9 protein-coding genes are annotated in these 11867 nt (G+C 51.8%); all 9 read right to left on the bottom strand.

The genetic code is table 11. From position 1 onward, the window contains the following. Positions 1–31: 31 nt before the first annotated feature. On the bottom strand, positions 32–1732 hold the full coding sequence (locus L0Y31_RS03630) for a RagB/SusD family nutrient uptake outer membrane protein (RefSeq protein WP_234735774.1): 1701 nt from the start codon (positions 1730–1732) through the stop codon (positions 32–34). Between the two features lie 13 nt (positions 1733–1745). Next, positions 1746–5261: a TonB-dependent receptor gene (locus L0Y31_RS03625; protein WP_234735773.1), complete on the bottom strand. Its 3516-nt coding sequence runs from the start codon at positions 5259–5261 to the stop codon at positions 1746–1748. A gap of 245 nt (positions 5262–5506) precedes the next feature. After that, on the bottom strand, positions 5507–6568 hold the full coding sequence (locus tag L0Y31_RS03620) for a FecR family protein (protein WP_234735772.1): 1062 nt from the start codon (positions 6566–6568) through the stop codon (positions 5507–5509). 145 nt (positions 6569–6713) lie between these two features. Further along, entirely contained in the window at positions 6714–7310 is a 597-nt protein-coding gene (locus L0Y31_RS03615) for an RNA polymerase sigma-70 factor (protein WP_234735771.1), read from the bottom strand. Positions 7311–7494: 184 nt separating this feature from the next. Beyond that, positions 7495–8730 (bottom strand): DUF1501 domain-containing protein, encoded by a 1236-nt coding sequence (locus L0Y31_RS03610; RefSeq protein ID WP_234735770.1) that lies wholly within the window; start codon positions 8728–8730, stop codon positions 7495–7497. A gap of 35 nt (positions 8731–8765) precedes the next feature. Next, entirely contained in the window at positions 8766–10211 is a 1446-nt protein-coding gene (locus L0Y31_RS03605; protein WP_234735769.1) for a DUF1800 domain-containing protein, read from the bottom strand. 81 nt (positions 10212–10292) lie between these two features. Next, a complete protein-coding gene (locus L0Y31_RS03600; protein WP_234735768.1) occupies positions 10293–10784 on the bottom strand; it encodes a Spy/CpxP family protein refolding chaperone in 492 nt (163 codons plus the stop codon). Between the two features lie 5 nt (positions 10785–10789). Continuing rightward, on the bottom strand, positions 10790–11110 hold the full coding sequence (locus L0Y31_RS03595; RefSeq protein ID WP_234735767.1) for a cytochrome b family protein: 321 nt from the start codon (positions 11108–11110) through the stop codon (positions 10790–10792). A 12-nt stretch (positions 11111–11122) separates the two neighbouring features. Continuing rightward, on the bottom strand, positions 11123–11713 hold the full coding sequence (locus L0Y31_RS03590; protein ID WP_234735766.1) for an RNA polymerase sigma factor: 591 nt from the start codon (positions 11711–11713) through the stop codon (positions 11123–11125). Between the last annotated feature and the right edge of the window lie 154 nt (positions 11714–11867).

The following is an 11867-nucleotide window of genomic DNA, read 5'->3' as shown; positions in this document are numbered from 1 at the left end:
CTAAGAAAAATTGATGCTGGTTCCGGGCGTCTTACCAGCCCGGATTTTGCTTGAGGACACCATTGCTTTTGAAAATCTCGTTGCGAGGAATCGGGTACCGGTGCATGTGATCCTGGAAAACCCGCTGATAAATACCGGGCATGGCAATGACGGTATACTTAAAGCCAGTTTTCGTTTTTTCGATGTCCATCGCGTTGATGGTTTTTGGAATGATCTCAGTGCCTTTTTTCCACCGTAGAATATCCCACCACCGAAACTCCTCGAAAGCAAGTTCTATGGCCCGCTCGTTGTGAATCCGCTCCCGCATCTGGTTTTTAGTCAGGCCTGTCGGCAGGGCGGGCATTCCGGCGCGGGTACGGATTTGGTTCATGTAGGTATAGACCTCCGCAACGGGACCTTGCGCTTCGTTAAGGGCCTCAGCATAGTTGAGCAGCACTTCGCCATACCGGAAAAAAACAAAGTTGAGAATGGCCGATGTATTCTGACCCCCTCTAACCGCTTCGGGCCACAGCTTCCGAACGTAGTAACGAGTCCGCGTGTAGCTATTCGAGCCGGGTTGGTAATCAGCGCCGTACGTTGGCGGAGTCGTTGAGTTATCGACCCACATGGCCAGCCGCCGGCTCTGCCAGGTCATGTCATTGTAGAGAATATTGGCGTAGAAACGAGGGTCGCGGTTTTTGTACGGGTCCTGTGGATTGTAGCCAGAAGTAGGGTCGGAAATAGGTTTTCCGTTGCTCATCTCGTACAAATCCACGTGGTTCTGCGTGGGATTTAACTGGCCCTGCGCGCCCCCCGCACTCGGTGGAATAAGAAAGTCGCCCAGAAAGCTACCGTTGCCATTACGCGCGGGTCTTACCTTAATGAGGATGTATTCGGAGGATGTAGGTTGGTTCAGTAGCGTTCGGTAATCGCTGTGCAAACTGTACCTGCCCATGTCGATAATGGCTTTGGAAGCATCCGCCGCTTTCTGCCATTTTGCCGCATCATTGGTAGAATTGTTTAGTGGGCTGGCATCCAGCAAAAGGAGCCGCGCCCGCAGGGCTTTCACCGAGCCAACCGTAGCCCGCCCGCCGTGGCCCGAACCCCAGTCGCTTTCGGGCGAGTAGAACGTTCCCCAGCTTTCGGTGGATAGAATGGATTCGGCATCGGCTAAATCCTTCAGGATAAAAGCAACCGTTTCTTCGTACGTATTCCGGGGCAAATCGAGGTTATCCGTCTGTTGCAGCGGTTTGTCCAGCAAAATGACGCCCCCAAAACGCTTAACCAACTCAAAATAAAAGAAGGCTCGCAGATAAAGCTGTTGCGCCTTTATGAGCTTCCCATTCTGGGCTTCCGTCCAGGTCACGGCATCGACGTTGGCCAGCATCACATTGGCGTTGCGGATACCCTGATACATCCGGTTGTAAACACCCGTCACATCGGTTGAGTTGCCATCCAGGAACTTACCCTGGTTCATGGTGACAATGCCGTGGTTAAGATCGGTAGCTCCAAAAATAGCCTCATCGGTGAATTGGCCGGTCGTTCCTTTGTAATCCTGGGCCAGACTCAGGCGACCATAATCATCAAGCAGAAAATTATAGGTGTTATCGGCAAAACGCGTGGCCAGAACAGGGTCGCGGAACACATCGTCCTGCGCAATGGCTACACCGGGATCGCGTTGCAGAAAGTCCTCTTTGCAGGAAAAGGTGGTTGTAACCAGTAGGAATAATAAGGTATATTTTAAATTCTTCATCAGGTCGTTTGGTTTAGAACTGCACATTCACCCCAACATTGAAAGTTTTCGTCACCGGAATGCTGTTGTTCGGGCCCGCAAAAAAGGAGCTTGATACGGCGCTATTCTGGTTGTTTTCCGGGTCAAGGCCGACAAATTTTGTCCAGGTATACAGGTTTTGCCCGTTGACATATACCCGCAGCGTTTCCACTTTCAGTTTTTTCGTAATGGAAGCAGGCAGGGCGTAGCCAATCTCGATGTTCCGCAGTTTGACATAGCTGGCATCCTGCATCAGGAAATCGTTGAAGGAATAGCTCGGTGCGGGCGTTGAACGGGGGCGAATCGCTGGCCAGGTAGCATTTTCGGCGTTTTCGGGCGTCCACCGGCCCAGCATGCTGGAATAATAGTTGCCACCGCCAAAAAACACGTTGGAGTTCACCTTGGTAACACCCTGAAAGAGGGCCGAAATCGAGAAGCCTTTGTAACCCAGGTTCGGCTCAATCCCAAACACGTTCTGAGGAATGTCGGCATACCCAATGGGGATGCGGTCCTGATCGTCAACAATGCCGTCCGGCCCGCCATCAGGTCCACCGGCCAGATCGGCAAACTTCAAGTCACCCGGAATTACGGTTCCGTTTACCATGCTGGTCGGGCTGTTGGCGATATCGTCCAGGCTCTGGTAGAAGCCAATTACCTTGTATCCCCGGAACTGGCCGATGCTCTGCCCCGTCGATTTCTGGTTAGCGGGCAGGTTAGCCGGTTCGTCTGTTTGGACAATTTTGTTTTTGGCGTGCGTAAACTGGGCGTTGAACCCGTAGCGAAGGTCGCCGGAGTTATTGCGGAAGCTAATTTCAAATTCATACCCTTTGTTGTAGTTTTCGCCGTAGTTACTGGACGGCAGCGATTCGCCGTAAATAACGGGCGCTGAGTTGTTTCGGGCCAGCAGAATGTCGTATCGTTTCTCGTCAAAAATGTCAGCCGTTACGGATAGCCGGTTCTTAAAAAAGGCCGCTTCGACCCCAAAATTGCGTTTGATGGATTTCTCCCACGTTACATCAGGATTCCCCGCCCGGCTATGCCAGACAACCGGATAAAGCACATTGGCGCTGGCCGTTCCGAAGCGTACCCGGCGGTTGGGAATCGAGTTGGCCCCCGCCGCTGGGTCGGAGCCGCCGTTTGAATATTCATCCAGATAGAGGAAACGGGTTCCGCCCACGTTGCCGTACCCAATCAGACCGTAGGAACCGCGCACTTTCAGGTGGTCGAGCCAGGTCAGGCTTTTCATGAATTTCTCTTCGCTGATCGTCCAGCCAGCCGACACGGCAGGAAAGAGACCGTAGCGGTTGTTTTTCGGGTAGTTTTCCGAACCGTTGTACGAGCCATTCAGCTCAAAAAAGTAACGTCCGGCGTAGTTGTACGTCGCTCTTAAAACAACCCCCTCATTGGCGAAAGGAGCCTGAGTGCCTTCGGCTCCCCGCAGTTCGCGCTGCCCAACCGCCACCGCCGTAACCCCGTGTTTGCCAAAGTTGCGGGCGTAGTTCAGTGCCACCTGCAAGTTGGTTTTAATATAACCGTAGTTCTGGGAAGAAACAGCGCGCAAAGGGTCCTCAAAAGACGCTCTGGCCAGCACCAGCGATTGCGTGGCCCGGTCAACGTTATAAGCGGCGTAGCTACCATTCTGGAGCCGCACCCCGGCCACGTAGGCGTCATACCCAAACGTAACTTTGGCCCCGAGTCCTTTGGTGATCCCGTCTAGTTTCTGATCCAGTACAAAAACGCTTTCGATGGCATTGTTGTCGTAATCAACGTACCCATTACGCTTCATAACGGCGTAGGGGTTGAAGGTGTTGACGCCCACGCGGCCAAAGTCTTCAATCTGGTTGTAGGTGTCGTCAAGCTTTTGTCCTTCAGGGGTTTGCGGATTTGTGTATTCCGGGTAGAACGGAATGGCCCAGGCCGGAATGGCATACATCCGTGTCATCAGGTATTCCGGGCCACTTTCAAAACGTCGGCGGAAGTCGCCGTTGTCGGCATTGGCAACAAACGTGTATCGATTTTCCAGCCGTCCGCCAAGCCGTAGACTCAGCGTGGTCGTTTTGGTTAGGTTGAAATCCAGATTAGACCGGAAGTTGTAGCGCGTGTAGGAAGGGTTTGTGTTATAGCCGGAGGGCGTGTCGAAGTTTTTAAAACCGCCATCTTCGTACAGGTAGGCCAACGAAACAAAATATTTGATCGCCTTGGATCCACCCGTAAAGTTAAGGTTGTGCTGCGTTCGCAACCAGTTGGGCCGGGTAAGTTCCTTAAACCAGTTGGTGTTGGGGTATAACAGTCGGTCGCCGGTGCCCTCCTTGTAGGTTTGCAAATCCTGCGCCGTAAAAGTTTTCTGGTAGGTGGAAGGCACCAGCCCGTATTTGATCAGGTTTTCTTCGCCTTCATTGTGCAGCATCGCGCTGGTGTAGGCGTCCAGAAATTCGGGCACCTGGGTGTAGCTGACAATCCCGACGTTCCCCGAATAAGAGACGCGGGGCTTGCCTGTTTTTCCCGATTTGGTCGTCACGATGATAACCCCGTTGGCCCCTTTGATCCCAAACAGGGCCGTCGATGAAGCATCTTTCAGGACGGAGATTGATTCAATTTCGTTTGGGTCGATGTCGCCAAAGCTCTGGCGTTCAACGCCATCGACAATGATCAGCGCGGCTGAGTTGGTGGAAGCCCGACCGCGAATGGTAATGTTCGCTCCGTTCATACCGGGGCGGCCACTCGTCTGTTGGGCAAACAAACCGGGCACCCGGCCAATGAGTGAGTTAGACGCATCGGTAACCGGCGATTTCACGATGTCTTTGCCACTAACGGTGCTGATGGCCGCCGTCTGTTCGCTTTTCTTCTGGGTACCGTATCCAACCACGACCACTTCTTCCAGTGATTTTTCGTCGGTTTGCAGAATCACGTTGAGGGTATTGCGATTGCCCACCGCCATTTCCTGCGACAGATAACCGACAAAACTAAACACCAGCGTGGTCTCGTCGTTTGGAATGTTGATGCGAAACTGGCCTTCGGCATTGGTTGTGGCACCCCGTTGCGCGCCTTTGATCAAAATACTGACCCCCGGCAACACTTCGCCTTTTTCGTCGGTGACCGTTCCGGTAATGGCTCGGTCAGTTGGTTGAGCCAAATCTGTATTAGCCGGCTCGTTTGTCTGTTGAGCCGAGGAATTTGAGCTGGGGGATTGGGGTTTGGTCGTTAGTAAAATCTGGCCGCCAATTACCTGATACGATAAGCCCAGCGGCTTGAGCAGCGACTCCAGCGCCACCGAAAGCTGTTGATTCGTAACGCTAAGCGAAACTTTCTGCTTCGCCGTAATGGTGTTGGGACTGTAAACAAACTGCACATCAGCCAGACGTTCCAGCTCGCGCAGAACGACCTTCATGGATACCTCCTTTGCCCGGATGGTAACCGGACGTTGGAGCAAATCCTGCGCCGTGGTTTCACGGGCGTAAGAAGCTCCAGCCAGCACGATAGACAGGAAAATGTGAAAAAACGAGATCTTCATAACGGTTAGGATAAGCGAACCGAACTCTCGGGGAAAATGCATATTTTTGAAATGTTTTGTAGGAGACAACGGACTGATTTCAACAAAACAGGCCCTCGCTCATCTTGGCGGATGAGTCCTGCGAAAGGGTAGGGGGCGTTTTTTAGGCTGGCCGTGTTGGCGCATGGTCAGCTTTCTTAGAAGAGTAGTTTTATCGATTCATAGGCGTAGCGTTTGGGGTTAGTCAGGAGTTTGATAAAAGTTAGTTATTCCGTCTGGCAGCCAGCGCCACTAATGACGATGCTCGTTCCCAGCACCTCATAATGCGCATTGATGGAGCGGCAGATCAATTCCAATTTGGTATAAAGCGGCTGTTGGGAAATATCCCCCGTAAAGCGGCAGGTTTCGAGTGGCTCTCCCGCCACAACAATGTCGATGCCGTATTCTTTCTGTAATTTTTGCAGCACCTCCGACAGCGGACTTTCATCGAAAGCAAAGCTGGTGGGCACGGGTCCATTTTCGGTTTGAATGGGTCGAGGTTCGGCCACCAGGCTGGTAATCCAGCGGCTTTCTTCCGCAAAAAAGGTGACTTTCTGATTGGGCGTAAGCACCACGCCTGTTCCTCTTTTGCTCGTTTCTGAATCGTTCTCTGTCGGGTTATTTCGCCGCGAAACGGAGACCCGTCCGGTGCGTACGGATACTTCAACGGCAGAGGCATTTTTTGGGGCATTTACGCAAAAACTAGTGCCAAGTACCTGCGTGACTACCTTGCCGGTATAGACCATAAAAGGCCGGTGAATGTCTTTTGCAACCTGGAAAAAGGCGCTGCCCGTTAGCCAGACTTCTCGCTTGGGCGACGCTGCGGTAACCGCGTAGCGAATCTGGCTCTTAGGTTGCAGCTCGATTTTGCTGCCGTCTGGTAGGGAAATCTTTTGCGTGACGTTCGTTTTGTTGGCTTGCTCAATCGTATTACTCGGCTGTCCGGTAGCGAGGGCAGGAAGCGAAACAGACTCGGTTTGAAACTGGTAGACCAGCAGGGCGGTGGCCCCCACCAAAAAGGCAACGGCGGCCACAGCGGCCCAGCGCCGCAGCCAGTTAGGGCGATGGGACTTTGGTTCAGGCAGGTCGGCGGGAAGGGCCGCGCCAATCCGCTCTTCAATGCGGTGCCAAAGGTATTGCTTTAGCGCCAGTCGTTCATCGTCGTTCAGGAGGGGTTCAACCTCCCGGTTGAGTCGATCATACCAATGATCAATGAGCCGAAGTTCCTCCGGACTACATGCCTGCTTGTGGTACTTGCGCAGCAACTGCGCGAATTCTTCGTTTGACATCGTAACCGAGTGGTGAAAAGACAACCGATTCGTGTAGATGTCGTTATAAGGCCCTATTTGCCCTAAATCATTTTAAAAAATAGCTGAATAGTTATGTTTGGGAAGGCGCCCAAATTAATTTATTCTTTAAAAAATGATAGGGATTTTAAAGGAAATAGCCCAGTAGAAGAAGAAAAACAAAATCCTGTAACTGAAGCCGCAGCGTTTTGAGGGCTTTTGAGAGGTGATACTCCACTGTTTTCTCCGAAAGGTTCAGCGTTTGCGCAATGGAAGGAATGGAGAGGCCATCGAAGCGACTTAGGCGGAACACTTCCTGGGTTTTGGACGGGAGTTTGATCAATTCGGTTTCAATGCTGCCAACCAAATCATTGTAGGCAAGCTGGTTGTCGGTTTGCATATCGCTGGTAAGTCCGAATGCATATTCGTATTCCCGGAATTTTTCGTGCACCAACTGCGTCCGAATAAAATCAATGACCGAATACTTGATGGCCGAAAAAAGATAATGCTCTACCTGCCGTACCCGGAGCGTGGCTCGCTTTTGCCAGAGTCCCACGAATAAGTCCTGAACCAGCTCTTCAGCCACTTCACGCGAGTTGGCTTTCTGATAGGCAACGCGGAACAAGGCATACCAATACCGATTGTATAACTCACTCAAGGCAAGCCGATCATCGTTGGCCAAAGCGTCCAGCAGTTGCAGGTCGTCCCAGTCTTTATGGGTTGAGAGGCGAATCAATTTTGCCATTCTTATCCGGTATAAAAGAAGTCAATGAAAGAACCTATAGCTTTTGAGAGTACTATTATCAGACGGGATAATACCATAAAGCAGTTTTGTGTAGATTATACTCATGCCGTTGCATGGGCACTAAAAACAAAATCCGGCTACACGAATGCAGCCGGATGGAGAAATAAGTAGGTAAAAGTATTTCTTACACGAAACGGAGCGTGTCAAATTTTTGGCCCAGAATAGCCACATCGTCGGCCTTGAGCCAATCGCGCAGGAGGGTAGCGTAAATATTCCGAAAATCGACGGTGTATTTTAAGTCGCCCTCATCCAGATTTGTCAGGTTGGGCGCTTCGTTAAAAACTTTCCCCGGTCGCAGATCGCCACCAATCAGAAAAATATTGTTGGCCGTACCGTGGTCGGTTCCGTTGCTGGCGTTTTGCTTCACCCGACGGCCAAATTCCGAAAACGTCATCAGCAACACGTCGTTTTGCCGGTTGGTCGCTTTCATGTCGGCCATAAACGCGCCGACGGCGTCGGCATATTGCCGCAGAAGCCGTTCCTGCTGTCCCGGCTGGTTGATGTGCGTGTCGAATCCCGAAATAGAAATGTAATAAACACTGGTGGCCACGCCCGACTGAATCAGTTCCGAAACCGTCTTTAGCCGACTCCCCAGCTCGCTAGTGGGATAGGTGCCGCTGGTGCGGTGAACGGGTGCGCCGCCCCGGTTCGATTTGTCGTACACATAGGCCGCCGACGACGCTGTTTCGGCCAGGGTTTTGTATAAATAGTGGAGATTGTCTGCCGCGCCGTCGCTTTGTTGCGTTTTAGTGAGCCCTTTTACCAAGTCGCTTCGGGTCTGGTTGTAAAGCTTTTTGGGGTCTAGCAAGGCTAAACCATTGACCTGATCGCCTTTTAAAGCCAAACTCAACGTATCGTCTACTTCAATGGCGCGGTGGGGGGAGCAGGTCGCGGCGTTCTGGGACGATCCGGCGCAATTGGAGTCCAGGAAGCGGCCCACCCAACCCGTTGACAGGTATTGGTCGGATCGACTCGCTGTCTGCCAAATATCCATCGACCGGAAGTGGGAGCGGTCAGGGTTAGGGTAACCCACGTTGTTGACAACCGTAACCAAGCCGTCATCATACAGCGCTTTTAGCGGTTCCAGCGCCGGGTGAAAGCCGATTTCGTCGTTGAGCGAGAGGACTTTTTCTTTGGGAATAGCCAGTGTAGGACGTTCCCGGTAATAGATGTCATTCCGAAAAGGAACTACCGTATTTAAGCCATCATTCCCGCCCGAAAGTTGCACAATCACCAGGGTTTTTCCGGGAATAGGAGGCGTTCCCAGTTGGGCCTGTTCAAACGCTTTCAGGAAGTTCGGAATGAGCATGGTACCGGCGGTGGTCAGGCTCGAACGTTTTAGAAAGTCTCTCCGTTTCATGGGTTTATCGTTTTATGGCTGTGTTGCCGGCGTCATTAACAAAGTTGGTATTCGGGAAAAGCCATCAGGGTTATGGTCAGGCTCTTGATTTGCTCAGACCTTGAACTGCCGGTTTTGATCCGTTTGAACAGGAGGTCCCGTTGGGTTTGGCCCAGCGGTTGCTGAAGTAGGTAGTGAGCCAGTGCGTCGGGCAATGTGTCGTCGCTTACTTTCTCAAAATTCTTCTCAAAATCAGTCCAAGCTACCTGTGTATTGATGAAACCTTTACCCCGGCGGTCCAACGCTTCCGTGTTTACGTCGCCATCTCCTTTGGGACGGATAGCCAACTGGTCTGCCTTTAGAATGATGTCTGGTAACCTCATGCGAAACAACAGGCTGGAGCTATCAATCCAAGAGCGCCCCCCCGGCCATCCGGCTACATTAGGCGGGTAAAAAAGAACCTGCCCCAGCGTCCGCTGGATAAACACAACCGACTGGTTTTGGGCAAACTGAATACCCAGCGAATGCTGCATACCGGCCAATAACTCGATGGGCGATTTGATGCGGGTTCCTCTGTTTTCCGGGGCGTAAAACCAGTCAGCGGTCAGGATCGTTTCCAGGAGTTTGGCGATGTCGTAGCCACTGCTGTAGAATTGGCTGGCCAGGGCATCCAGGCGATTATTTACAACCTCGTCGTTGCCAGCAGGCTGGTCATTCACCAGAAATTGATACAGTTTTCCTGTGATAAACCGCGCAGTCTGCTTCTGTTCCAGCAGCATGCCAATGACGTCCTCCCCGGTGAAGTTACCTGTTTTACCGAAGATGGTTTTAGGACCTGCATCGTGCTGGTTCTTCCGAAAAACGAACTCCGAATCGGCGTTGTAGCCCCAGCCCGTAAAGGCGCGGGCAGCGTCCTTGATGTCGTGTTCCGTATATGCGCCACGGCCTAGCGTGAACAGTTCCATGACTTCCCGGGCGAAATTTTCGTTGGGCGCATTCTTCCGATTCTGTTGATTATTCAGAAACTGAAGCATGGCGGGCTCTTTGGAAACGGCCATGAGCAGGTCGCTGAATGTACCGAGCGCGTGCTGGCGAATCGTGTTGGCGTATTGCTGAACGGCGGCCGGATTCCGGATTCGGCAGGCAAAATGACCGTGCCAGAAAAAGGCCATTTTCTCGCGTAAGGCGCTTTCGCCCGTCGCCATCTTCTCAACCCAAAGTACGTTTAGATCGCGAATCTGTTCATTTTGCTGCCGGATTTGCTGCCTAAGCTGCTCCCGGTCGAGCATTCCCTGCCGGGCCTTATTGCGCAACTCTTTCCGACCAGCCAGCGATTCGTCAACCAGCGCCAACGGTTTGAACGTAGCGCTATCCTTCAGCAAATCCCGAACAACTTTGGAAATGGATTTGCGGCTTTCCCGCTGCACAACTTCAGGAGTTGCACCGAAGCCCGCCCGCCAGAAAAGGTGTTGAATTTGCTGTTGTTTATTGGCTGCATCCATACGCTTATTGGTTAAGGTGATTAGGCTTCTGTTTCTAGAAATGCTGTTTAGCGGAAAAACTTGCGGTGGCAGCGAAACTTTTCAAGGCTGAATTTGCCGTCGTTTGAGAATACCCGCCCGATTGGGCCGATTCTGAAATTGGATTAACCGGTCAATTAAGCCATCAAAGCGTTCTTGCTGGTCGGGCGTGCAGAGGGCACGGACCTGTTGCCAATAGCGAAAGCGAAGGCGGATCATTTGTCCGTTTTGGTATTCCATGCGGCTGACTAAGGCATCAATGGTCGTTTTAGCAACCGCCGGTTGACGCAGGTGTTGAAACAGATCGGTCCGCAACTGGCGCAGGCTATCTTCGTGCTGCCGGACGGCTTGGCGAAGTTCCCTGCGGTAGGCTTGGTGCCGGGTCCGTTGCTCCCTCGAGAAGCCGAGGCGTTTAATTAGCATCGCTTCCGAATGCGGCTGGTTGGGGCGATTCGGTTTTGGCCGCAGCAAAATCCAACTGATCGTTGCCAGATTTAGCAGGAACAAAAGGCCAATCGCGCCCCAGAGCCAGTAAAGCTTTTTGGATTCAGGCATACGATTTACTGATCTAACTTGATGGATTCCATCGTCCATTCAGCGGCAAGATTTTCGACTGCCTGCTGATCTTCGGCGGTTAACTGATCCTGATAAAGAAGCAAGGCCGATACATTAAGCAGGAAAACCAAACCCAGGGAAGCGGCTAGGTAAGCCGGACGAAATCGCTGCGTTTCAGTCGAATGGCGCTCCAACCGGGTCTCCAACCGGGTTTCCAGCCGGGTTTCCAACCGGGTCATGAAAAAGGGTTTTGGGTTGGCCCGCTCGATGCCGGTAAGGGAACGAAGCGTTTGGTTAACTTCTTCTATATGTTCAGAATCTTTCATGTACGTTCTTGTTTAAACATCAAAATCTTCCCGATAATAGCCCGCCAGACTACGGCGTAAATTGGTTTTCGCCCGGTGTAGCAATGACTCAACAGCGGGCAGCGATGTTTGCATGACTTCCGTAATTTCCTGATAGCTAAGTCCTTCAATATGGTGGAGGGTAAAGGCCACCTTTTGTTGCTCCGACAATCGGTTAATCGCGCTGAACAGAATACGTGAACGTTCCTGCTGCTCTAGTTTAATGCCCGGATGGACAAAATCGACCGGATGTAGCCGATCATCCACGGAACCATCGGCCTCGGAGCGAAACAACTGCGTAAAAAACGCGAACCGTTTTCGGGCGTGGCGCTTTCGGTAGGCTTCCAGGGCTTTGGTGGTGGCAATCCGATAGATCCAGGCGGTTAGTTTCATCTCTCCACCAAACTGCTGAATAGCTTCAAAAATCTGGACAAATACCTCCTGCGCTACGTCTTCGGCCTCTTCGGGTTGCTGCACAATAGCCAGGACCGTGTTGTAAACGCGGCTTTGGTACGCCTCAACCAACTGTCGAAACGCGATCCGATCACCTTTTTTTAGGTCACTGATAAGTTGTGCTAGGTCCAAACGATCAAAGATTGAGTCGTTGATTAGTAGAATGCAATCTGGAATAAAAACTTGCGGGTAGCTTTAAAAAAGAAAAGTTTTTTGAATCTACCTGTTCAGTGGAGAAAAGGGAAGAATGAGTTCATTGACAGACAGCGCCAAAAGAATGTATTGA

This window comes from Tellurirhabdus bombi, assembly GCF_021484805.1.
GTDB classification, from domain to species: Bacteria; Bacteroidota; Bacteroidia; order Cytophagales; family Spirosomataceae; genus Tellurirhabdus; species Tellurirhabdus bombi.
Note: the sequence above shows the minus strand (reverse complement) of the source record. Positions and strands in the feature narration are given on the sequence as shown.

Coding starts and splice junctions, on each gene's coding strand:
- L0Y31_RS03630 (WP_234735774.1), bottom strand. CDS start 1,732: ATGAAGAATTTAAAATATACCTTATTATTCCTACTGGTTACAACCACC.
- L0Y31_RS03625 (WP_234735773.1), bottom strand. CDS start 5,261: ATGAAGATCTCGTTTTTTCACATTTTCCTGTCTATCGTGCTGGCTGGA.
- L0Y31_RS03620 (WP_234735772.1), bottom strand. CDS start 6,568: ATGTCAAACGAAGAATTCGCGCAGTTGCTGCGCAAGTACCACAAGCAG.
- L0Y31_RS03615 (WP_234735771.1), bottom strand. CDS start 7,310: ATGGCAAAATTGATTCGCCTCTCAACCCATAAAGACTGGGACGACCTG.
- L0Y31_RS03610 (WP_234735770.1), bottom strand. CDS start 8,730: ATGAAACGGAGAGACTTTCTAAAACGTTCGAGCCTGACCACCGCCGGT.
- L0Y31_RS03605 (WP_234735769.1), bottom strand. CDS start 10,211: ATGGATGCAGCCAATAAACAACAGCAAATTCAACACCTTTTCTGGCGG.
- L0Y31_RS03600 (WP_234735768.1), bottom strand. CDS start 10,784: ATGCCTGAATCCAAAAAGCTTTACTGGCTCTGGGGCGCGATTGGCCTT.
- L0Y31_RS03595 (WP_234735767.1), bottom strand. CDS start 11,110: ATGAAAGATTCTGAACATATAGAAGAAGTTAACCAAACGCTTCGTTCC.